Here is a 22,663-nt window from a genome sequence, read left to right as displayed (position 1 = left end):
TTCTCTGTGCTACGCCTACATTATAACGGACTGCCGCCGCAGTTCCTAGTGGGAACTGCTGTTAAAACTGTCAATTACCTGCCAAGCCTGCGGCTCATGAGCACCGCATCCTCCAAAGGATTAGCATAGTACCCCTTTCGTACGCCGTCCTCTTCAAAACCGTAATCTTTATAGAAGGCAGCCGCCGCTTCATTGCTTTCTCTTACTTCCAGCATGAGTCTTGCAATCCCTTTTTCCTCACAGAAATCCTCAAGCTTAAGCAGCATGTGTCCGGCAGCCCCTTGCCGCCTGCTGCCCTCCTCCACGGCAATCCTGGCAATCTCCCCTTCATCCAGTACATAATATACGATAAGATAGCCAATCAGCCTCCCTCCGTCGAAAGCCCCGAACAGTACCGAATTGTCCTGCCGGTATGTGTCACGGACCGCTTCATAGCTCCAGCTGTCCGGAAATATCTGCTGTTCCAGACAGGCTATCCTGTCAATGTCTGTTTCCTCTATCTGGCGTACTTCAAACATATCAACCGCCTCCTGTCTGCCCTACAGATCCTGTATGTCTTCAATCAGCTGCCGGACCGCTTCATCCTGCGTTGCCCAGCTTGTACAGAATCTTACAGCCGTATGGCCTTCATCGACCGCCTCCCAGAAGCTGAACGAATACTTCTCGGCCAGCTTCTCCATATGAGCGTTCGGAAGGATAGGAAACTGCTGGTTCGTATAGGAGTCATAGCGCAGTCCGTATCCTTTCTTCTGAAATGCGGCTTTAAGACGCATAGCGAGACGATCTGCGTGTTCTGCCACCTTATAATATAAACCATCCGTAAACAGCGTGTCAAACTGGATGCCGAGCAGCCTGCCTTTTGCCAGCATCCCTCCATTATGCTTGATCATATACCGGAAGTCTTTTTTAAGCGCAGGGTTGACAATCACTACGGCCTCCCCGAATAAGGCGCCTACCTTCGTACCACCTATATAGAATACATCGGTCAGCGCGGCAATATCCTTCAGTGTCAGCGTAGACGCTTCCGACATGATTCCATAACCGAGACGGGCCCCGTCCAGAAAGAGCGGCAGATTCCTCTCCCTGCACGTATCGTATAGTTCTTCCAGCTCTTCCTTGCTGTACAAGGTCCCATTCTCTGTCGGATGGGAGATGTATACCATGCCCGGCTGCACCATATGCTCATGAGTGACATCGTCCCAATGGGACTCATACATCCGGCGTACCTGGTCTGCCGTTATCTTTCCGTCTTCACTCGGAAGGGTCAGCACTTTGTGTCCGGTACCTTCCACCGCGCCTGTCTCATGTACATTGATATGCCCGCTCTCAGCTGCTATCACCCCCTGGAACGGGCGGAGGACAGAACTGATGACTGTAAAGTTGGCCTGTGTCCCTCCGACCAGAAAGTGTACGTCCGCGGACGGGGATCCGCACGCTTCCAGAATCTTCTCCCTTGCACTTTCGCAGTAGACATCCATGCCATATCCCGGCGTCTGCGTATAATTCGTCTCTTCCAACTTCTTCAGAATCTCTGGATGAGCCCCTTCCGTATAGTCGCATTCAAATATAATCATGATTCTTTCAACCTCTCTTTCCTCTCCCGTTCTGCCTGTGATACTCTAAGGTAATCCGGACGGTGTTGTGCCGCGGTCTCGCTCCTGCCTTCTGTCAGATACTTCAAACCAAGCGTTCCAAGTGCGGCTGCACGCTGGCGGTTCATATGCGCCGGCGCATAGTAGTGCTCGACTGCCAGCATCTCTTCCAGTATCCCTCTGTATACAGGAACCCCGTCTCCCAGGAATGTAACCTTCTCCCCGGCTTCGTTAAGCCGGTCGGCAAGCTCTCCAACCGGGACGGCCATCTGGTCTTCCAGCACTTCAAGCTTGTGCTCCATTCTGTACAGCCCTGTATATACCTGATTTCTCCTGGCATCCATGACCGGACATATGATGCCCGGCGTTCCATACAGGTTGTATGCCATGCCTTCCAGCGTAGGGACATGTATAAGCGGCTTATCAAGCGCCAGTCCCAGTCCCTTTGCGGTCGCCGAACCAATCCGCAGCCCGGTAAAGGAGCCCGGCCCCCCCGCAACTGCGATAGCATCAATTGTATCCATGTCCAGCTCGATCATCTTCACCACTTCATCGAGCATAGGCAGAAGTGTCTGAGAATGCGTCTTTTTATAATTTACCGTGTATTCCGCAACCGTCTGTTCTTCCTCGACGACAGCGACGCTGGCAACCAGTCCCGAGCTGTCCAGTGCTAATATGCGCATATGCCAATCCTCCGATAATCAAATCCCTTTTCCGGGTCCTTTTCTATCCTGACTTCCGTATAATGTTCCGGGAGAATCTCTTCTATGAGGTCCGCCCACTCAATCAGGCTCACCCCTTCCCCGTACACATAGTCTTCATAACCGATTTCATCCATCTCTTCTATGGAGCCGATTCTGTAGACATCAAAATGATAGAAGGGCAGACGCCCTTCTTCATATACCTGCACAATCGTAAAAGTCGGGCTGCTCACAGGTTCCAGAATGCCCAGCCCGGCCGCAAGCCCTTTCGTGAATATGGTCTTGCCAGTGCCCAGGTCCCCGATTAGTGTGTAGACCTGGCCGGGACAGGCTTTTTCCCCCATGCCCCGCCCAAGTTCATATGTCTCCTTCTCGCTGTAACTCTCTATAACCATTGCATACCCTTTCTATTCTGCCGGCCCTTTCTCCTCTTCCGGTTCCCGCGTCGCTTTCTCGTCTACATCTGCTTTCCTATCCGATTCTTTCCTGTCTTCTTCCTTCCGGGGCCCGGCCACTTTTCCCTTCTTGCCGTCCAGTCGGCGGATTCTGACCGCAGGCGCCGGCATGTGTGCGAATATCATGTCGACAATCTCCGTATACTTGTCTCCTAACTGGCTGACCGGAAGAATAATCGCACGCTTCTGGGCATCATACAGGAAGATGATCTGCTTTCTGGATATCGCTCTTTTGAACTTGCTCCAAGAAGCTTTCCCGCTGTCTTCCGACGTGGTTGTCAGGATGCCGTCTTCCATGAACTCATAAGTCACCGTCTCTTCAAGACGCCTGGAGTTCTGCATCTGCCTGACGACCTTCTTCCTGATAAATACAGGAAATACTATGAATACCAAGCATACGAACAGAAGAAATACTGCCGCAAGCAGGAACTGCCGTCTCATGACAAAAGCGATCGTCAACCCTACATTGAGCATACCGAGTATAAGAGCGGTCATCCCCGCGCCACTTGTATAAATATGATAAATCATAAAATCTGCCATAGATTCGACATCCAGCTTTACTTCCACTTTTACAGACATCTTTCGTACCTCCTGTCCTTTTGAAACAGTATAACACATCTTTTTTTCTTCTGCCACTAATGATATACTTATTTGTATATCAATGGATAACAGGAGGGTTACTAGTATGAAGTTTACATTTTACCACAACAATATCAATGTGCGAGATCTTGAGAAATCCTTGGATTTCTATAAAAAAGCGCTTGGACTTACGGTGACACGTGAAAAGGAGGCTGATGATGGCAGCTTCCGGCTCGTCTTTCTCGGTGATGATACGACGCCCCATCTGCTGGAGCTCACATGGCTGCGTGATATGGACCGCCCGTATGAGCTTGGCGACAACGAATCACATCTCGCCTTCCGTGTAGACGACTTTGACAAAGCGCTGGCGCACCACAGGGCAATGGACTGCGTATGCTTTGAGAATGCTGAGATGGGCATATATTTTATCGAGGATCCTGACGGCTATTGGATAGAAATCTGCCCTTGTAAAGAATAAAATGATATTCTCCCACACATTTATTGACATATGCCAACAACTATTGTAATATACTGATAACACCATCTAAGAATTATAGGATGGACGGCGAAAGGAGTATCTCATGGCACGTCCAGGCAAGACACGCTGCGTCGGCAGCATGCCCCGCTGCGTTCGTTTCACGGCATCAGGCAGCCCAAGAAATGGAATCAACCTCACTGTCGAGGAATTTGAGACAATCCGGCTTATGGATTACAGCGGCATGACGCAGGCAGAGTGTGCGGCCCAGATGCAGGTAAGCCGTGCTACCGTCCAGTCTCTCTATACGCAGGCACGCAAAAAGGTTGCCCGCTTTCTCGTCGAAGGGACATACCTCGATATCAGCGGAGGCGACTATACTATCTGTGGCAGATACTCCCGCAGCCGGCATATGAAAATAAAAGAGGAAAAAGGAGGCCATATTATGAAAATTGCAGTCACTTATGAAAACGGACAGATATTCCAGCATTTCGGCCACACGAAACAGTTCAAAATCTATGAAGTGAAGGATAGAACCATCCTCTCCTCCGAAGTGAAGGGCACGGACGGTCAAGGACACGGGGCACTTGCATCTCTGCTCTTGGACTTTGGCGTGGATGTGCTCATCTGCGGAGGAATCGGCGCAGGTGCAAGGAATGCACTGTCGGAAGCGGGCATAGACCTGTACCCTGGAGCCGTAGGCGAAGCCGACGACCAGGTAGCATCGTTCCTGGACGGTACACTGTCCTATGATCCGGATACGATGTGCAGCCACCACCATGGAGAAGCGGGCCACACATGTGGCAGCCATGGCTGCGGAGGCCATGGGCACCACTAATCGCGATACAACATGAAGCTTAGATTGACAATGCCAAGGGCAGCCTGCATATCAGGCTGCCCTTACATATTGATTATCCTATCCTTCATTCATCTTAAATACAGGGCTGATTTTCTTATATATGAGCAACACAATCATGGATACAAGCACACCTTTCAAGAGATTGAACGGTGCGACCGCAAACATCACGAACGTTAACAGGTCCGTGATACTAGCATTTATCGCATTGCCCATCCCTACAAGTGCATCTATCGGCATCTCAAAAGCCTTGGCGTAAGCCGGGAGCAGGATATATGCGTTCAGGAAACAGCCGATTGCCGTCATGATTACCGTCCCGGATACCATCCCGGCAATAGCCCGTGTTCTGGAACGTTTCCTCTTGTAGATCAGTCCCGCCGGAACTACAAGCGCACACCCGATAAGAAAATTCGCCGCCTCGCCTACTCCTGCAGTAATCGTACCGTTAATGGCAAAGTTCAGCAATATCTTGATGAATTCGATGGCCGCACCTGCCAGAGGGCCCATGGCAAAGCATCCTACAAGTACCGGCACTTCGCTGAAATCAATCTGGTAAAAGGCCGGGGCGAAAGGAAGCGGAATTTCGAACAGCATCAATACTGTCGCAATTGCCCCAAGCATGCCCGTCTGGGCCATCATCCTTACCTTTGTTCTTGTCTTTGTCCTTGCATTTGCGTTCGTCATTACATCTGTACTCATTTTCTTTCTCTCCTTTTCGTTATTCATTATAGTTGTCAAAGAAAGAAAATCTTCATGGAACTATACAGCATTACATAAAGTGGACATATCAGTGTAAGAACAAAGAGTCCCGCTAGCGGACTCTTTGCGCCGAGCGCATCCGGCCTTTGGGATGATTTCTTCCGCGAAAGCGAGTGCGCATCCCCCGAAGGGGCTTTTATATCAAGGGAACGAAGTTTCCCGTGATATAAAAAAGACCTCGGTAAAAACCGGGGCCCTGAAATCCATCCAACAATTGCTGCTGTACACTTCTTCATCTCATCCAGACTTTACTGTCGGTTTTGGAATTGCACCAAATCAACCGTACCGTCACTGGCACGGGTCGCGGACTATACCGCCGGTTGGGACTTGCACCCGACCCCTGAAGAATTTCTATTCAATTCGATATTATTATAGCTCATAGCCTTACAATATACAAGTCTTTTCATCAAATCCTCCATATCTTAACGCCGATTCTTAACTGTCTTGTCAGTTGACTTGACATGTATATCTTTTTATGCAATAGTAAGTCATGAACCTGCCCGGACAGCCGTTCCGGGCATATAAGAAGGAGCGGATCATGACTACTTTAGAACGAATCAAGCAATTAAAAAAAGAAAAAAATGCTGTCATACTAGCACATTACTATGTGGACGATGACGTACAGGAAGCGGCCGATTATGTGGGCGACTCCTATTATCTGAGCAAGGCCGCGGCTTCGGCAGAGGCTGATGTCATCGTCTTCTGCGGCGTCTCATTCATGGGCGAGAGCGCCAAGATACTCAATCCCGGCAAGACCGTGCTCTTGCCGGATGCTGCGGCCGACTGTCCTATGGCGCATATGGCGGACATCGAAACAATTAAAAAATGCAAAGAAGAATACGATGACCTTGCTGTTGTCTGCTACATTAATTCCACTGCGCTTCTCAAGACTTATTCCGATGTGTGCGTCACTTCTGCCAATGCGATGGATGTCGTATGTGCACTGCCGAACAGGCATATCTATTTTATACCGGACGCCAACCTTGGGCATTTTATCGCCTCAAAGCTGCCGGACAAGCACTTTATCTTCAATGACGGCTACTGTCATGTACATAGGGATATCACTGCGGCAGCTATCCAAAATGCAAAAAAAGCCCATCCGGACGCCCTCGTGCTCATCCATCCTGAATGTACGCCTGACGCTGTCGCTCTGGCAGACTATGCAGGAAGCACGACCGGCATCATCAAATTTGCAACCGCCAGCAGCTGCAGCGAGTTTATCATCTGTACCGAGGCCGGCGTATTCAAAGAGCTGAAAGACAAGAATCCAGAGAAGAGCTTCTATCCTGTACACGGACACCAGTGCTGCACAGATATGAAGCTGATTACGCTTGAGAAAGTTGCCCGCGCGCTGGAACGTATGGAACATCCCGTAGAACTGGATGAAGCGACAAGGCGAAAAGCGGCACGGCCGCTGGAACGCATGCTGGAACTGGCACAGTGATAAGGAAGTGTATTATGATGGAAGCATATTATGACGTTGTCATAGTCGGAACCGGTGCGGCAGGGCTGTTCACCGGCCTGTCCCTGCCCGGGCATCTGCGCATTCTCATGATAACGAAAGACAAGGTGGAAAGCAGCGACTCCTATCTGGCTCAGGGAGGCATCTGTGTCCTGAAGTCTGAGGAGGATTACGACAGCTACTTCGAGGATACGATGCGGGCAGGACACTATGAAAATAACAAGGAATCGGTACGTATTATGATACAGGAGTCTCCCGGCATCATCGCCAGCCTGATCTCCTATGGCGTGGAATTTGAACATGACGGGGAGGAACTTGCCTACACGAAGGAAGGAGCACATTCGGCAAGCCGGATCTTGTACCACAAAGATGTCACCGGTAAAGAGATTACAAGAAAGCTGATTGCCTGTGCCAGGAAGCGGCCCAACATAACGATAGCCTCCCACACAGCAATGACTGACCTCGTCATACAGGATAATCGATGCACCGGCATCATAGTGCGCGAATCAGATGGCGGAATAATGCCGGTGTCCTCCAGGGCGGTATATCTGGCAACCGGAGGAATCGGAGGGCTTTTTGCCAATTCTACCAACTTCCGGCATATAACCGGGGACAGCCTGGCGCTGGCGCTGAGACACGGAATCGAACTGGAGAACATCCACTATATACAGATTCACCCCACCACCCTTTATTCCCACAGAGAAGGCCGCCGCTTTCTCATCTCGGAATCTGTAAGGGGTGAAGGCGCCGTCCTGCTGAACCCTGATGGACAGCGTTTTGTAGACGAGCTGCAGCCAAGAGACGTAGTAACGGAAGCTATCCGGCAGGAGATGGACAGGTTCCACTCTCCCTTTGTATATCTATCGCTGGCACATATGCAGAAAGATAAAATACTATACCGTTTTCCGAACATATACGAACGCTGTCTCGAGGAAGGCTATGACCTGTCAGAAGACAGAATTCCCATCATCCCGGCACAGCATTATCTCATGGGCGGAATCCGTACGGATTCCTTTGCGCGTACGTCGCTTTGCAATCTGTTTGCCGTCGGTGAAGCCGGATGCAACGGAGTACACGGGGCCAACCGCCTGGCGAGCAATTCCCTGCTCGAAAGCCTCGTCTTCGCAAGACGTGGCGCCGGGCTTCTCGCCTCTGCCATCGAAAACATAAGCCCTCCGCCCATACCGGCAGCCATAGACGTCTTTGCCTATGCAGATTCCCAGGCGCGCAGCCGGGAAGATAAATCACTGATACTGAATGAAATCAAAAGAAGGGACCGAGAATTTTATGATAAATGGTGTAACGATGAAAACTAATACAGATGAATACATATGGAATGCTTTAAAAGAGGACATCACGAGCGAAGATGTCACCACGAACGCGGTGATGAGGACGCCATGCCCCGGAAGAGCCGAACTAATCTGCAAAGAAGACGGCATCATATGCGGCCTTCCTGTATTTGCACGCGTCTTTGAACTGCTGGATGAGACCTCCCTGTTTGAGACAGAAGCCACAGATGGCGACCATGTAAAAAAAGGCCAGCTCCTTGGAACAATCTCCGGCGACATCAGGGCCATCCTGTCAGGAGAGCGCACTGCCCTCAATTATCTGCAGCGCATGAGCGGCATAGCCACCTACACGAACAGGCTGGCGAAAGAACTGGAAGGTTCCGGTACCAAACTTCTCGACACGAGGAAAACGACCCCAAACAACAGGACTTTTGAAAAATATGCCGTCAGGATAGGCGGGGGATATAACCACAGATATAATCTTTCCGACGGAATTCTTATCAAGGATAACCATATCGGAGCTGCCGGAGGTGTCGCCAAAGCAATCCGTATGGCAAAGGAATATGCTCCTTTCGTGCGGAAGATAGAAGTGGAAGTAGAAAATCTGGACATGCTTTCCGAGGCTTTGGACGCCGGTGCAGATATCATCATGCTCGATAACATGGATAATGAGACGATGAAAAAAGCGGTAGCGGCCGTGGCAGGCCGTGCAGAGACCGAATGCTCCGGCAATGTAACGCTGGAGAGGCTGAAAGAAATCCGTGAAATCGGTGTAGATTACGTATCTTCAGGCGCTCTGACCCACTCTGCACCTATTATGGATATCTCACTGAAGAATCTGACTCCCGTAAATTAAATGTGGGTTTAAGTAAAGTGGCTGCGGACTGGGAGCCGGGTGGCATCTGCTCCGATGCGTACGAGGCTCCGACTAGCCCACGGAATCCTAACTTTGCGGCAGAGTCGCTGATAGCAGCTCCTCTCCCGCAAACCAAGGATTCCGGGACGGATTCTCCGCCTCTTCCGCTTGCACCTGCGCATCTCCCACCCGGCTCCCCGCCCGCTATCTACTTCACTTAACAAGGGCGAGTGCGGCTGTGTGACGTTGCTGGTCAGCGGGTGGCCGCTGGCTGCGTCAGTTGAGTGATAAAATATTGCGAGCTTAATGTGAATAACACAAAGAGCAGATGAATGATAAGAGTTTTGTTCGTCCAGATGAATCAGGCTGGCGAATTTGTTCGTTGTTAAGCATTTGCAGCGAGGCGTACACGCCGTTGCTGCAAGAAGAGCCGGAACCAGGCACGGGGATGTCATCTCATACACATCCCCGTACCTGATTCCGGCTCTTCTTCATTACGATTACTTTCAACTAAGGTTATTTGCCTGCTTAGCCCTTATCACTATGCTGACACAGCCAAAGCCCTTCCATCTGCCGGCAGCGTCACATCGCCACCCCCGCCCATGCCAGTAAAGTAGATAGCCGCTGGGGAGGTATGGGACAGATGCGCAGGTATAAGCGGAAGGGACGGAGAATCCTCACCAGATTCCTTGGCTTGTGGGGTGAGAGCCGCCATCGGCGAACATCCTACAGGCTTAGGAATCTGTGTGATAGTCGCAGTTCCCGGACGCATCGCAGCATCTGCCCCATACCTCCCCAGCGGCGTCTCAGTTTACTTAAACTTACAGCTCCTCCTTATAGCTGACGCGCTCCATGGTAAAGCCGCGTCCTTTCACTTCTTTTATCTGAGTGATGGTTGTAAATGCCTTGTCATCGATTCTGCTGATCGTATCATTTACTGCATACAGCTTCCGGTGCGGGATGATGCAGAGCACGCCTTTTTGCTGCTCTTTTCCGTAGCCGGTCTCGATGTGCACCATCGTCGCGCCTACGTTCATATCTTTCAGCATCCTCTGCCGGATCTCCTCATGCTTATCGGAAATGATAAAGAGCTGTATCTGTGTCTGTCCGAAAAGCACCACCCTGTTCATCACCATCGTCATGAGCATAAGTGCCAGGATACCATACAGAATCTGTTCTGCTCCTGAAAAGAATATCTGGCATCCGAGTACGATGAAATCAACGATATACATGAACACCGCCACCGGTCCGTGCAGGAACTTGTTCAGCACAAGGGCCAGAATGTCCGTACCGCCTGTAGAGGCTCCCTGTCGCACGACAAGCCCGATGCCAAGGCCGAGCAGGAGGCCGGCGTATACGGTGGCAAGCAGTATATTATCCGTCAGGCTGCCCACTCCCGGAACCTGCCTTGCAGCCTCAAGGAATACCGGATATACGAAGGTACTGATAATCGTAGTAAGCGCAAACTTCCTGCCGAGCGTAAATGCCCCAAGCACAAAGAGTATGGCATTGACAATAAAGATGACGACAGACAGGTTGACGGGTACATAGTGCGTGATTGCCAGACCGATACCGGTCGCGCCTCCCATGATGATTCCGTGTGGTACGACAAATGCTGCCACCGCCAGAGCCAGAATCGCATTTCCCGCCAGCACCCCAAGTACAATTTTCATATTTTTCTTCATTTTATAATTCCCCCAATGACACTACCGCGTCCCGTTAAGATATTCCCTTCATCGTCAGCTGAATCCGTTTCTTCTTAAGGTCAACGCTCATTACTTTCACGTCCACGATATCTCCGACGCTCACCGCTTCCAGCGGGTGTTTGATAAACTTCTTGTCCGTTATCTCAGAGATATGGACAAGGCCGTCCTGGTGTACACCGATGTCCACGAATACGCCGAAGTCGATGACATTGCGCACCGTACCCTTTAAGACCATCCCTTCCGTCAAGTCCTTCATCTCCAGCACGTCCGTCCTAAGAATCGGTCTCGGCATCTCATCACGGGGATCCCTGGCCGGCTTCTCGAGCTCTTTCACCATATCCCTGAGTGTAATCTCTCCGACGCCGAGCTCTTCTGCAAGCCGGCCGTAGTCCTTGATTGTAAGCGACAGGCCGGTCAGCTTGCCGCCCCTGATATCCTCTATAGAGAACCCCTGCTTCTTAAGCAGCTTTTCAGCCGCCTCATAGGATTCCGGATGTACGCTCGTTGCGTCCAGCGGATTGTCCCCATTCTGAATCCGCATGAACCCGGCACACTGTTCATAAGCCTTCGGTCCGAGCTTCGCCACTTTCAGCAGCTGCCTCCGGTTCAGGAATGTTCCATTCTCCTCACGGTATGTGACGATATTTTTGGCTATCGTCCCTGTAATGCCTGAGATATAGGAAAGCAACGGTGCAGATGCCGTATTCAGGTCCACACCGACCTTATTGACACAGCCTTCCACAACACCGGAGAGCGTCTCGCTCAGCTTCTTCTGGTTCATATCATGCTGGTACTGTCCCACGCCGATGGACTTCGGATCTATCTTGACGAGTTCCGCAAGGGGATCTTGAAGCCTTCTCGCGATGGACGTGGCACTGCGCTGCCCCACATCAAACTTCGGAAACTCTTCAGAAGCCAGCTTGCTCGCAGAGTAGACCGACGCACCGGCCTCGCTCACGATGACATACTGTACCTTCTCAGGTATCTCTTTTAGAAGCTCCACGATGAACTGCTCGGATTCTCTGGACGCGGTGCCATTGCCGAGCGATATAAGTGTAATATTGTATTTTTTGATAATCTTCTTGAGCAGGTTCCTGGCTGCCTCCATCTTCTGCGGCGTCGTCGGTGCGGTCGGGTAGATGACCGTCGTACCGATGACCTTGCCTGTCGGGTCTACGACTGCCAGCTTGCAGCCCGTACGGAACGCCGGGTCCCATCCAAGCACCGTCTGCCCCACGATTGGAGGCTGCATAAGGAGCTGCTCCAGATTCTTTCCAAACACTTCGATTGCACCGTCTTCCGCCCGTTCCGTCAGGTCATTCCTGATTTCCCGCTCGATGGCAGGTGCTATCAGCCTCTTGTAGCTGTCTTCTGCCACCTCTTTCAGAACAGGAGTCGTGTACGGGTTGTCCAAGACAATCGTCTTCTTCACCAGATACCGGATGATGTCTTCCTCCGGCGCTTCTACCTTGACCGTCAGGAACTTCTCCTTCTCTCCTCTGTTCAGTGCCAGCACGCGATGTCCCGCCAGCCTGCTGACAGGCTCTTCAAAATCATAATACATTTCATAGACAGATTCTGCTTTTTCGTCCTTTGCCTGAGACACGACGCGGCCTTTCTGAGATGTGATCTTCCGTATCCATATGCGGTAATCCGCCTCATCAGATATGCGTTCGGCTATGATGTCTTTCGCCCCGTCCACAGCCTCCTTGACCGTGCCGACTCCTTTTTCTTCATCCACATAAGGCTGCGCCTCTTCTTCCAGAGGACGTGTGAGCTTCTGCAAGGTAATGAGGTCTGCCAACGGTTCCAGCCCCTTCTCTTTGGCAATCGTTGCCCGCGTCCTTCTCTTGGGCCGGTATGGGCGGTACAGGTCTTCCACGACGACGAGCGTCTCTGCCGCCAGAATCTGCCGCTTCAGCTCTTCCGTCATCTTGCCCTGCTCCTCGATGCTTGACAGCACCTGCTCCTTCTTCTCTTCCAGGCTGCGCAGATACGTAAGCCGTTCAAAGAGCTTGCGAAGCTGCTCATCATCCAGCGTACCCGTTGCCTCTTTCCTGTATCTGGCAATAAACGGAATCGTATTGCCCTCATCGATCAGATTGACCGCGGCATCCACCTGCCATCTCTTGACGCTTAATTCTTCAGTTATTTTCTGATTAATATCCATGTAAATGTATTCCCCTTTATTTTATATAGACGCTAAGCTATATTGTAATCGAAAAGAAAGCGCTTTTCAACCCGCACCCTTGCTTTATTTGTAATACAGAGTTCACTTTGTTTCATGCGTTTGACCTGGATTTCCTTTAATGCTTCCAAAACATTCTCCGGTCGTATCGGCAATTTATAAAACTGTGTCCCGACTGCATTGGATACCGCATTGGCTATGCATTCATTGTTATGCAATCCTCTGTTTCCCCATCCGTTCTTTTGGCTGATGCATATGCACCTAGATCAGCCATCGCGGCATCTGTATCTGTCTTAATATAGGCAATGCTATCCAGCGGGAAACCAAGTACTTCGGAAATCATCATGCATTGTGTTGTTACCGGACCATTACCCATATTTGAGGTGCCGGCAGTAAATACAATGGTGCCGTTTTCCCTTTTTCATACAGTCTTTCAGCCGGAAATTGCCGAATGATTCTCCGTCACAACAGGCTACTTCAAATGGCTCCGCCAGGTTTTTCAAAAACATATCCGGTGCATCCATCTTTAGATCATTGCCGAACAGGTAATGAAAAATATTGCCGCATTACTGGAAAATCAGAATGTGACATTCGCAAACGTGGTGAAGACAACCTGTTTCCTTGCAGATATGAGCGACTTTGCAGTGTTCAACGAAGTATACGCAAAATACTTTACAGGAAAGCCTGCCCGTTCCTGTGTTGCTGTAAAGCAGCTCCCTAAGAGCGTACTTTGCGAAGTAGAATTGATTGTCGACTTAAGCTGATTTTCGGGGCTCCATTCCCGATTGGAGTCAGCCGATTGAATATAAGGCTATTAAAAGGCTGAGGGGATTCCTTTCCCCACAGCCTCTTTGTATCATCTCTTTGTGCGATTCCCCAGGAGTTTTTTAATCTGGTCTCTCCCCCTCTAGCAGCAGCAGCTTACCTTCCTTAAGATATACTTCATCGGGAATGTTCTGTCTCTCTGCCTCAAACCGGTCTTTTCCAATCTTCCACTGTATCGGTTCTTTCGCGTTTTCACTGGCATAAAATGCTATGCTGTATTCAAACAGGTCTTCTGTCACTCTTGGCCTGCAGACTGGAAACACAAGATATGGCTCTTCCTGCGGCTTATCTATCTGGAATTCATGGGCACGGATTGCCACCCCGCTAAGGTTATCCGGAAGTTTCCGCCGCATCTGGAACTTCATATCCCACGCTTTGACATCCGCTGTCTGGTCCCCCTCCTGCCTTGCTCGTGCAATATTCTTGCAACCGGTTAATTTCGCCGCCGCAAAGCTGCCCGGATTCTTAAATAGTTGTTTTGTACCCCCTTTTCCTTTTACCGCACCTTCATCCAGTATGAACAGCTCTTCACTGAACCGGTAGATTTCATCCCGGTTATGGGACACCATCATAACCGTTCCCCCGTAGTCTTCCAGGAGCTCTAACAATTCCTGCTGCATCTTATCTCTCAGATGTACATCCAGTGCAGAAAAGGGTTCATCTAAAAGCAGGATTTTCGGATTACAGACGAGTATCCTTGCCAGTGCCGCACGCTGCTGCTGCCCCCCGGACAACTGCCGTGGCAGACGATTTCGCAGATTTTCTATCTGAAACCGTTCCATCATCTGTTCTACTTTTTCTTTTCGTTCCGCTTTTGTACCCCGGATACCGATTCCAATATTTTTTTCTACTGACATCGTGGGAAAAAGCGCATAATTCTGAAAGAGATAACCGACGCTTCTTTCCCGGGGTCTTAAATTTATTTTAGCTTTTGCATCAAAGTAGACATTCTGCTCCACCTTGACTATACCGGCATCCGGCTTTACAATCCCGGAGATGCAGCGAAGCGTCATGCTTTTTCCGCATCCCGACGCTCCAAGTATCCCTATTCTCTTACTGTCACTTTTAATATCTACATCCAGCTTAAAACCGCCGAAGTCTTTTTTCACACAGATCTGTACCGCCATTTATCCATTCTCTTTTCTTCTACCATGGTTCTATATGGTTCATTTGCTTTCCAATTGCGGCATTCATCAGCACAATGATAACGAATGCGATGACCATAATAATCGCCACCCACACACCGGCCGTCAGAAAGTCCCCATCCTGAATGACCATTGCGATCTTCTGGGATATGGTTCCGGTCTTTCCGGCAATGTTTCCCGCCAGCATGGATGTCGCCCCGTACTCTCCCAAGGCTCTGGCAAAGGTCAATATTGTTCCGGCAAAGACCCCCGGCCCCGCCGTCGGTATCACCACCTGCCAGAATATCCGTACATCAGACATGCCGAGGGTACGTCCCGCATAGACAAGATTCACATCAATCTGCTCAAAAGCGGCTCTTGCATTGCGGTACATCAACGGAAATGCTATCACGGTAGCCGCCAGTATGCACCCGAGAAAGCTCTGCACCACTTTTATATCAAACGCCTCAAATAAATACGCTCCAAATGGACGCCTCGTACTAAAGATAAGCAGCAGGAAAAAACCCGCAACCGTAGGCGGAAGCACCATGGGCAGCGTCAACAGGCCATCAGCCGCCGCTTTCACTGCGGGCCTCGCTTTTATCACTTTTCTCGCTGCAAAAATGCCAAGAAAAAAGGAGAGGAACGTTGCGATAATTCCTGTTTTCAACGATATCCATAACGGACTGAAATCCAGCCCCATTATAATTTCCCAAATCTCATCCACCGATCTCTCCCTCCTTTTTATTACCTATTCTGCACATATTTCTACCGTTCCACATCGGTATCGAAGTAGTAGTTGTCAAACACTGCTTTTGCATCATCGGAGAGGATGAATTCGTAAAAATCCTCTGCCGCCTTCATCTGCGTACCATCTGCTTCTTTATTATCCACAAGGCATACCGGATAGATGACATTACCTGTCAAATCATAACTTACTGTCTGCAGGATGTCCAGCTTATCTTCATATCCATATGTATCGGAATAATAGGTCGTACCGACCTCGCAAGCACCTTCTGCTACTGCAATCAATACTTTGTTCACATTATCCTGTTCACTGATCTCCACACCGCCAAGCGCATCAGATACCTCTGCAGATGTATATTCAGATGCGTCTTCCTTACCGCTTAATAATCCAAGTTTCACCAAAGCTTCTCTCGTATATTTTCCTACCGGCACACTCCCGCCTGCCAGCGCAATACTGGATGCATCCTGCAGATCTTCTAATCCGGCTACTTTTGTGTCACTGTCTTTTAATGATATCAGGACTACTTGATTGTTTACTACATTCGCCCTTGTGCCTGCCTTCACAAGTCCGTCTGTTTCCAATTGATCCATCTGCTTTTGGGCTGCCGAAAAGAAGATATCGCATTCGTAACCTTCTTCAATCTGGGTCAGCAGGGTGCCTGAGCTGTCTGCATTAAATGTAATCTTCACTTCCGGATGTTCTTTATGATAAGCCTCTGCCAGTTCCTGCATGACCGTATTCAGGCTTGCTGCAATAAATACCTGAATTTCCGTTTCCTCTGCTTCCTTCTTTGTGTCTGCCTTAGCTTCTGTTTTGCCACTGTCACTTTTAGAAGCGCAGCCTGTAATGCCTGCTGCCATACATAATACCAGTAATACGGAACATACCTTTTTTTTCATCGTTTTTCTCCTTTAATTCTGTTTTACTTTCTGGCTTATTCAATAATGTGAATCTCGTCTCCAGGCTTGATATGTCCGCCTTTCAACACCTCGGTAAATATGCCCTCTCTGGGCATAATACAGTCCCCCATCACTTTATATATCTCACAATGTGCATGGCACTGCTTTCCGATCTGCGTCAGCCGGAGCACTGCATCTCCAGCCTGAAACCGGGTTCCTATGGGGAGTCTGCTTAAATCATATCCTTCCACGATAAGGTTTTCACCGAATGCACCGAATTCTACTTCCGCACCTTTTTTCCGAAATTCTTCTATCTTCTCAAAGGATAACAGACTGACCTGCCTGTGCCATTTCCCCGCATGGGCATCTCCCGCAATCCCCCAATCTTCCCGGAGCTCTGCCTGATATACTTCTTGTTTTCGTGTCCCCTTTTTTTCACTGACACATATCCCTTTAATTACGCCCATGTCTATCCTCCTATCTGGCTCATGTCTTTCTTTTCTGTAATCGCAGCTTCCTGCTCAAACTGATGCATCCCGGGTTTATTTCTAATCGCCTTTTCAAGCAGCCGGCGAACCTTTGCCAGGTCCCCTGACCGAACTGCCTCCTTTACAGAAATACTCTCTCCAAAACAGAGGCATGGCTTCAATTGTCCTGTTGACGTCAGGCGGATACGGTTGCACTGGCTGCAGAATTTCCCATGTATTGCACTGATGAATCCGATACTGCCTCGAAACCCGGCTATCTTATAATAAATAGCCGGGCCGTTCCCATGCAGGCTTTCGTCTCGTATGACCGCCCCGAATTCCTCTTGTATCTTTTCTAAAACAACCGTATTGGCTATCGTCTCATAGGATTTCCCATGCCCTATAGGCATCATCTCTATAAACCGCACATCCAACGGATAGGTGGCAGCTAACCTGGCAATAGGCTTCCACTCTTCCTCATTCATATCACGCTGCAGAACAGCGTTCACCTTTACACGGATACCAAGCTCCAGGCTTTGAATTATTCCGTTTAGAACAGCGGGAAGAGCATCAAATCCGGTAATCTCCCGATATTTCTCCTGGTCTAACGTATCCAGGCTAACGTTAATCCCATCGATTCCGGCCTTTCTTAAGTCCCCGGCATAATCCGGGAGCAGGACTCCATTGGTGGTAAGAGTCACCTGTGTAATTCCGGTGATCCTCTTCAGGCTGTGTACCAAAGACACGCAGTCTTTTCTTACAAGCGGCTCTCCCCCTGTTATCTTAAGCTTATGGATGCCGAGCGCTGCGGCCTCTTTACAGATCAGTTCAATCTCATCTAACGTAAGAATCTCATCTCTTGGCAATAGCTCTATACCGTCAGGCATACAATACCTGCATCTTAGATTACAGCGGTCAGTAATGGACAGGCGCATATAATCTATTTCTCGTTCATAGGTATCTTTCATAATCCGGCCCCTTTACCAAAACCACAATTGGGATATGTACATACATCGCAGGATAGACACAGGCCGCCTTCTCCCATGCCGATAAAATCCGATGCCGCAAGCCTCTCCCCCGCCAGCACCCTCGGCAGTATCAAGTCAAAAATGGTTCTTTTCGCATACATCACACAGCCCGGCAGTCCCATGACCGGCACTCCATTCTTACCGTAGGACAAGAGGAACATCGCTCCCGGAAGCACCGGTGCACCATAGGTGATAATGTGAGCGCCTGTATTCTTAATTGCAAGCGGGGTGCGGTCGTCCGGGTCTACGCTCATCCCTCCGGTACAAATAATCATATCCATTCCATTTTCCTGCATCTTTAAAATCGCCGCGGTAATCATCTCATGATTATCATCACAAATATCGTGCATAGCCATCCGGCTTCCGTATTCTTTTAATTTTTCTTCCAGGACAGGGGTAAATGCATCTTTTATTCTTCCTTTATACACTTCGCTGCCTGTTGTAACTACACCCACTTTTTTAGGCTCAATCGGCAGTATTTGAAAAACAGGCCCTCCCTGCCCTGCTTCTTCCGCCTTTTCTAATTTTTCTTTCTCTATCATCAGCGGAATAATCCTCGTACCTGCAATCTTATCTCCCTTTTTTACCGGAAAGTCACCATGCCTTGAAGCAATCATCATCTCGCCCAATGCATTGATCTTGCGAAGTTTTGGACGGTCTATCTTCAATAAGCCATCACGGTCGGCAATCAGTTCGATCTTCCCTTCTTTCACCTCGCTGCCATGCATGTGATTGCCTTTGCAGATATGATATAAGACAGCCGCCGCATCATTTTCATGTATCATATGTTCGCTGTTCTCCCAGATATACAGATGCTCCTTGCCGACGCTTAACAGAAGCGGGATATCCTCTTCCCGCACGATGTGTCCTTTCCGAAACACCGCATCCTTCGTCACACCTGGAATAATCTGTGTAATATCGTGACATAGCATATGTCCGACTGCATCTTCTGTCCTCACCATTTTCATAACTTTCATCCCCCTCCGTCATCGGCCGTCTACGCTTTTATAATCCCCGCTCTTACCGCCGGTTTTCTCCAGCAGATGGATATCTGTCATTACCATGCTTTTATCCATGGCCTTACACATATCATATATGGTCAGCAGCGCCACACTTACCCCTGTCAGCGCCTCCATCTCCACGCCTGTCTTCCCGTCTGTTTTGACGGAGCAGACAACCCGTATTTCACTGTCTTCCTCATTGATGTCAAAATCAATGGTGCATTTCCGGATAAGAAGTACGTGACACATTGGGATGATTGCCGCCGTTTGTTTCACTGCCATGATTCCTGCCACTCTGGCTACCCCAAGCACATCCCCTTTTGCAGCAGACTGCTGTACGACAGCGCGTATAACTTCGGGGCTCGTCTTAATAATTCCGGCCGCCGCTGCCGTTCTGTCCGTCACCTTCTTTTCAGATACATCTACCATTATCGCATTTCCTGCCTTGTCAAAATGTGTAAATTCGCTCAACGTATTTTACTCCTGACTATTCATATTTTCAAATAACTTCTGTGCATATTCTTTAATCTGCCTGTCCACTTTCGAGTATACGCTCATCAATTCTTTCCCCTGTTCCGTCACGATACAGCCGCCGCCATTTTTCCCGCCGTGAAGTCTTTGTACCAGCGGAAAGCCAAGTTCCTTTTCCGCCGTGTTCAGAATTTTCCATGCTTTAGAATAAGAAAGCTTTGATATTCTGCATGCATCCTTCATGGTTCCCGTTGATATCAGCTCTTTTAAAAGCATGGCAACTCCCGGTCCGAAAAACACATTGTCCCCAGCTATTCTTACAGTAATTACGGGACGGTACCGCGTCTTATTTCCTGACTTTTCCTCCATTTTTCTGCTCCTCTATCCTGAAAGTTTTCCTGCTGCCCGCTTACATATCAGCTCTCCTGCAATGCTGACCGCAATCTCTGCCGGTGTCTCTGCCTTGATGGCTGTACCAATCGGCATGTGGCACTTGCCGATCTCCTCTTTCGTATACCCGTCATTCAACAGACGCCCGGATACATAAGCGATCTTATTACGGCTTCCCATAATTCCCATGTAGAATGGATGATACTTTAGAAGCCGCGTCTGCACCTCATAGTCATGCTGATGCCCTCTCGTCATAATTACCACATAGTCACAACTTTTAATATGGATATGTTCCTCTATTTCATTATAGTCGCAGACCAGCGTCTCCACAGCATCCGGGAACCGCTCTTTGCTGGCGAATTCCCTTCGGTCATCTGTGACGAAGCACGGAAAGCCCAGATGTGATAAAAGAGGCACCAGTTCCTGTGCCACATGTCCACCGCCAAAGACATAGACGATCCCGGTTTCTACCAATGATTCTATATAATAATTACCAGAGCCGGTTTCCAGATAAGCCGGCTTGTTTTTCATCAATTTTATTATCTCTTCATACTCCTTGTAGCCTGCCGCTTCCTCTTTGGTCATTACACGCATATCCCAGGTGTCTGCGTCTGTCACATGAAGCAATAGCCATGCATCCTGTGCCTTCCCGCACTGTGCGATGACCGCCTCCATGCACGGAATATCCTTCTTGCATAAGTACTGGAACAAGACTTGTACCTGGCCTCCGCATACCATACCCATATCCGCGATATCCGATTGTCCCAGGTTATATCCGGTCATAAAGGACCTCTTTCGCTCCAGCAGCTCTCTCGCCTTAATTGCTGCCTGGTATTCTACATTGCCGCCGCCGATAGTTCCTGACATCTCCCCGTCCCTGGACAGCCACATCCTTGCGCCTGCCCCTCGGGGGACAGAACCCTTTCCGGCAATAATCGTGACTAAGATCACATCGATATCTTCCTCTAATTTTCGTTTTATCTGTCTAAATGTTTTTTCCATATTATCCTCCCGAGTTTTTTTATAAAACAACTCGTTGTCTTATCATCATATCACGTTATTTTTTCAACTGCAAGAACAGTTTTATTTGCAATACAGAGTTCACTCTGTTTCGTTGAAAAACAAAGTTCCATATGCTATACTTGGATTAGCGTCAGTTTACAAGGGCACACACGCCCTTGTAAACTGACGCTAAACAAAAACGTACATATCAAGAAGGGATTATTCTATACTATGACTGAAATAAATGAAACACAGGAACTATCCAGGCAGCAGCTAAAGTCAAAGGAAACGAAGGCCAGGATATTCCGCGCCGCCAAGTCTATCTTGAAGAAGCAGGGATATGAGGCGCTGTCTATCAAAAACATCTGCGAGGAAGCCGGCGTCTCTAACGGCAGCTTCTACCACCACTTTAAGACAAAAGACGATCTTCTCTCCTACTATATCGAAGAGCAGCCGAGCATCAATCCCGACTACCTAGACCTTCCGGGTAATACAGAGGAAGCCAAGACGACCATCGTCCATGTGTATCTGAATTACGTAACCTACTGCAGAGAGCTCGGCGTGGAGTTCATCTCCAACTACTATACGCCCAAGAACCAATCGCTGAACCCGCTCATACGTACGGAACGCCCTTATCCAATCGTAACGGTGCGCAACTACCTGGACAAGGCAATCAAGGCGGGCATCGTCACCCCCCGCACGAGCCTTGACGATATCACCACAGACATCCGGATGATCGTCATCGGCAACGTATTTGAATGGTGTCTCAAAAGCGGCAAAGCAGACTTCGAGGGCAACATGCGCCGCTCGCTGGAGACATATCTGGACGGGGCGCTGTAAACTTTCTTACCAGTCAGGAGGCCATACATGTATACTTTCATCGTCAACCCAAATGCCCGCTCCGGACTTGGGCACAAGGTCTGGAAAGATATCGAATGCTCGTTAAAGGAACGCGGAACGGATTATCGGGCATATCTGACAAAGTACCAGCGTCATGCCACCAGTATTGCAAGAGAACTCACCTGCGGCGGGCAGCCATGTACGCTTATCGTGCTCGGCGGCGACGGTACCGTCAATGAGGTCGTGAATGGTATCACGGATCTGAGCCAGGTGACATTCGGCTACATCCCCATCGGCTCGAGCAATGACTTCGCCCGCGGCCTCGGACTGTCTACGGATCCCCTGACGGCACTTGGTCATATTCTGGCACCGTCCAAATATACATATATTAATGTAGGGGTCATGTCCTATCAAGGTAAGAGGCGGCGTTTCGCGGTAAGCACCGGTATCGGCTTCGATGCGGGCGTCTGCCACCAGGTCGTGGTCTCCCGTCTCAAAGTCCTGTTGAACAAGATCGGGCTCGGCAAGCTGTCTTATGCCGGAGTCGCGCTGAGTCTCATGATGTCCCTGAAACCGGGCAAAATGACCGTCACGCTCGATGACAGCCGGAAGATGGAGTTTGAATCTGTCTATTTTACTGCTGCCATGAACACGCGTTACGAAGGAGGAGGCTTCAAATTCTGCCCGGATGCCGACCCCTCGGACGGCCTTCTCGATGTCATCGTGATCGCCAACATGTCCAAGCTGAAGGCGCTCGCCCTCCTTCCCACTGCCTTTAAGGGCTGGCACGTCCGTTTCAAAGGGATTCATATCTTTACTTGCAGGAAGGCGGATATCGTGAGCAGGACACCGCTTCCGGTCCACACGGACGGCGAACCGATCTTCCTCCAGAGGCATATTTGCGCCTCCCTCGAGCCCCAGAAAATGAAACTCATATTATCTTAGATTAA

At 49.5% G+C, this 22,663-nt stretch carries 26 protein-coding genes, 1 pseudogene and 1 riboswitch; of the genes and pseudogenes, 8 read left to right on the top strand and 19 right to left on the bottom strand.

Features of this window, described 5'->3' with window-relative positions; genetic code table 11:
• Positions 1-74 precede the first annotated feature (74 nt).
• From rimI to HJV72_RS13660, 5 genes are read right to left on the bottom strand one after another with little or no spacing between them, the layout of a single operon-like run.
• Positions 75-518 carry a ribosomal protein S18-alanine N-acetyltransferase gene (rimI, locus tag HJV72_RS13680; RefSeq protein ID WP_208071686.1) on the bottom strand — a complete coding sequence of 148 codons (444 nt, stop codon included), beginning with the start codon at positions 516-518 and terminating at the stop codon, positions 75-77.
• 21 nt (positions 519-539) lie between these two features.
• A complete protein-coding gene (locus tag HJV72_RS13675) occupies positions 540-1,574 on the bottom strand; it encodes a threonine aldolase family protein (RefSeq protein ID WP_208071684.1) in 1,035 nt (344 codons plus the stop codon).
• Positions 1,571-2,275 carry a tRNA (adenosine(37)-N6)-threonylcarbamoyltransferase complex dimerization subunit type 1 TsaB gene (gene tsaB, locus HJV72_RS13670; protein WP_208071682.1) on the bottom strand — a complete coding sequence of 235 codons (705 nt, stop codon included), beginning with the start codon at positions 2,273-2,275 and terminating at the stop codon, positions 1,571-1,573. Before tsaB ends, HJV72_RS13675 begins: the two co-directional genes overlap by 4 nt.
• A complete protein-coding gene (tsaE, locus tag HJV72_RS13665) occupies positions 2,263-2,688 on the bottom strand; it encodes a tRNA (adenosine(37)-N6)-threonylcarbamoyltransferase complex ATPase subunit type 1 TsaE (RefSeq protein WP_208071680.1) in 426 nt (141 codons plus the stop codon). The genes tsaB and tsaE overlap by 13 nt, the downstream gene beginning before the upstream one ends.
• A gap of 12 nt (positions 2,689-2,700) precedes the next feature.
• On the bottom strand, positions 2,701-3,327 hold the full coding sequence (locus HJV72_RS13660; protein WP_243765643.1) for a YcxB family protein: 627 nt from the start codon (positions 3,325-3,327) through the stop codon (positions 2,701-2,703).
• Between the two features lie 106 nt (positions 3,328-3,433).
• On the opposite strand from HJV72_RS13660, the gene HJV72_RS13655 reads away from it, so the two are divergent.
• The gene (locus HJV72_RS13655; RefSeq protein WP_208071678.1) at positions 3,434-3,805 is read left to right on the top strand and encodes a VOC family protein; all 372 of its coding nucleotides are present in this window, start codon (positions 3,434-3,436) and stop codon (positions 3,803-3,805) included.
• Positions 3,806-3,908: 103 nt separating this feature from the next.
• Positions 3,909-4,640, top strand: a complete 732-nt coding sequence (locus HJV72_RS13650; protein ID WP_208071676.1) for a DUF134 domain-containing protein — start codon at positions 3,909-3,911, stop codon at positions 4,638-4,640.
• Between the two features lie 78 nt (positions 4,641-4,718).
• Here HJV72_RS13650 and HJV72_RS13645 read toward each other — a convergent pair whose 3' ends face one another.
• On the bottom strand, positions 4,719-5,357 hold the full coding sequence (locus HJV72_RS13645; protein ID WP_208071674.1) for an ECF transporter S component: 639 nt from the start codon (positions 5,355-5,357) through the stop codon (positions 4,719-4,721).
• Positions 5,358-5,642: 285 nt separating this feature from the next.
• Positions 5,643-5,768: riboswitch (FMN riboswitch) on the bottom strand.
• 187 nt (positions 5,769-5,955) lie between these two features.
• Here HJV72_RS13645 and nadA point away from each other — a divergent pair.
• From nadA to nadC, 3 genes are read left to right on the top strand one after another with little or no spacing between them, the layout of a single operon-like run.
• Positions 5,956-6,861, top strand: a complete 906-nt coding sequence (gene nadA, locus HJV72_RS13640) for a quinolinate synthase NadA (protein WP_208071672.1) — start codon at positions 5,956-5,958, stop codon at positions 6,859-6,861.
• 14 nt (positions 6,862-6,875) lie between these two features.
• Positions 6,876-8,195 carry an L-aspartate oxidase gene (locus HJV72_RS13635; RefSeq protein WP_208071670.1) on the top strand — a complete coding sequence of 440 codons (1,320 nt, stop codon included), beginning with the start codon at positions 6,876-6,878 and terminating at the stop codon, positions 8,193-8,195.
• Positions 8,170-9,024 carry a carboxylating nicotinate-nucleotide diphosphorylase gene (gene nadC, locus HJV72_RS13630; RefSeq protein WP_334299343.1) on the top strand — a complete coding sequence of 285 codons (855 nt, stop codon included), beginning with the start codon at positions 8,170-8,172 and terminating at the stop codon, positions 9,022-9,024. Before HJV72_RS13635 ends, nadC begins: the two co-directional genes overlap by 26 nt.
• A 541-nt stretch (positions 9,025-9,565) precedes the next feature.
• Here the strand turns inward: nadC and HJV72_RS13625 are convergent.
• The 4 genes from HJV72_RS13625 to HJV72_RS20345 form a co-directional block, all read right to left on the bottom strand.
• On the bottom strand, positions 9,566-9,796 hold the full coding sequence (locus HJV72_RS13625) for a hypothetical protein (RefSeq protein WP_208071666.1): 231 nt from the start codon (positions 9,794-9,796) through the stop codon (positions 9,566-9,568).
• A 49-nt stretch (positions 9,797-9,845) separates the two neighbouring features.
• A complete protein-coding gene (locus HJV72_RS13620) occupies positions 9,846-10,709 on the bottom strand; it encodes a YitT family protein (protein WP_208071664.1) in 864 nt (287 codons plus the stop codon).
• A 34-nt stretch (positions 10,710-10,743) separates the two neighbouring features.
• Positions 10,744-12,900 (bottom strand): Tex family protein, encoded by a 2,157-nt coding sequence (locus tag HJV72_RS13615; protein ID WP_208071662.1) that lies wholly within the window; start codon positions 12,898-12,900, stop codon positions 10,744-10,746.
• A gap of 214 nt (positions 12,901-13,114) precedes the next feature.
• Entirely contained in the window at positions 13,115-13,294 is a 180-nt protein-coding gene (locus HJV72_RS20345; RefSeq protein WP_243765642.1) for a molybdopterin cofactor-binding domain-containing protein, read from the bottom strand.
• Positions 13,295-13,454: 160 nt separating this feature from the next.
• Here HJV72_RS20345 and HJV72_RS13605 point away from each other — a divergent pair.
• Positions 13,455-13,682: pseudogene (locus tag HJV72_RS13605) on the top strand (Rid family hydrolase); the annotation flags it as partial.
• 123 nt (positions 13,683-13,805) lie between these two features.
• On the opposite strand, the gene HJV72_RS13600 reads toward HJV72_RS13605, so the two are convergent.
• From HJV72_RS13600 to HJV72_RS13560, 9 genes are all read right to left on the bottom strand, one after another.
• Positions 13,806-14,870 (bottom strand): sulfate/molybdate ABC transporter ATP-binding protein, encoded by a 1,065-nt coding sequence (locus HJV72_RS13600; RefSeq protein ID WP_208071658.1) that lies wholly within the window; start codon positions 14,868-14,870, stop codon positions 13,806-13,808.
• A 19-nt stretch (positions 14,871-14,889) separates the two neighbouring features.
• Entirely contained in the window at positions 14,890-15,570 is a 681-nt protein-coding gene (modB, locus tag HJV72_RS13595) for a molybdate ABC transporter permease subunit (RefSeq protein WP_243765645.1), read from the bottom strand.
• Positions 15,571-15,635: 65 nt separating this feature from the next.
• Positions 15,636-16,514: a molybdate ABC transporter substrate-binding protein gene (modA, locus tag HJV72_RS13590; RefSeq protein ID WP_208071656.1), complete on the bottom strand. Its 879-nt coding sequence runs from the start codon at positions 16,512-16,514 to the stop codon at positions 15,636-15,638.
• A gap of 35 nt (positions 16,515-16,549) precedes the next feature.
• On the bottom strand, positions 16,550-16,981 hold the full coding sequence (locus tag HJV72_RS13585) for an MOSC domain-containing protein (protein ID WP_208071654.1): 432 nt from the start codon (positions 16,979-16,981) through the stop codon (positions 16,550-16,552).
• Between the two features lie 2 nt (positions 16,982-16,983).
• On the bottom strand, positions 16,984-17,949 hold the full coding sequence (gene moaA / locus HJV72_RS13580) for a GTP 3',8-cyclase MoaA (protein ID WP_208071653.1): 966 nt from the start codon (positions 17,947-17,949) through the stop codon (positions 16,984-16,986).
• Complete coding sequence (locus HJV72_RS13575; protein ID WP_208071651.1) at positions 17,946-18,977, bottom strand: molybdopterin-binding protein; 1,032 nt, start codon at positions 18,975-18,977, stop codon at positions 17,946-17,948. The genes moaA and HJV72_RS13575 overlap by 4 nt, the downstream gene beginning before the upstream one ends.
• An 18-nt stretch (positions 18,978-18,995) precedes the next feature.
• Positions 18,996-19,481, bottom strand: a complete 486-nt coding sequence (gene moaC / locus HJV72_RS13570; RefSeq protein ID WP_208071649.1) for a cyclic pyranopterin monophosphate synthase MoaC — start codon at positions 19,479-19,481, stop codon at positions 18,996-18,998.
• 6 nt (positions 19,482-19,487) lie between these two features.
• The gene (locus HJV72_RS13565) at positions 19,488-19,850 is read right to left on the bottom strand and encodes a winged helix-turn-helix domain-containing protein (protein WP_208071647.1); all 363 of its coding nucleotides are present in this window, start codon (positions 19,848-19,850) and stop codon (positions 19,488-19,490) included.
• A 12-nt stretch (positions 19,851-19,862) separates the two neighbouring features.
• Entirely contained in the window at positions 19,863-20,873 is a 1,011-nt protein-coding gene (locus HJV72_RS13560; RefSeq protein WP_208071645.1) for an XdhC family protein, read from the bottom strand.
• A gap of 231 nt (positions 20,874-21,104) precedes the next feature.
• Between HJV72_RS13560 and HJV72_RS13555 the strand changes: the two genes are divergently transcribed.
• Together HJV72_RS13555 and HJV72_RS13550 are read left to right on the top strand one after the other, a co-directional pair.
• Entirely contained in the window at positions 21,105-21,713 is a 609-nt protein-coding gene (locus HJV72_RS13555; RefSeq protein WP_208071643.1) for a TetR/AcrR family transcriptional regulator, read from the top strand.
• 27 nt (positions 21,714-21,740) lie between these two features.
• On the top strand, positions 21,741-22,658 hold the full coding sequence (locus tag HJV72_RS13550) for a diacylglycerol/lipid kinase family protein (RefSeq protein WP_208071641.1): 918 nt from the start codon (positions 21,741-21,743) through the stop codon (positions 22,656-22,658).
• Positions 22,659-22,663: the final 5 nt, after the last annotated feature.

The sequence above is a fragment of the Extibacter sp. GGCC_0201 genome (assembly GCF_017566055.1).
GTDB lineage: Bacteria > Bacillota > Clostridia > Lachnospirales > Lachnospiraceae > Extibacter.
This window is presented reverse-complemented; position numbering and strand designations above follow the sequence as displayed.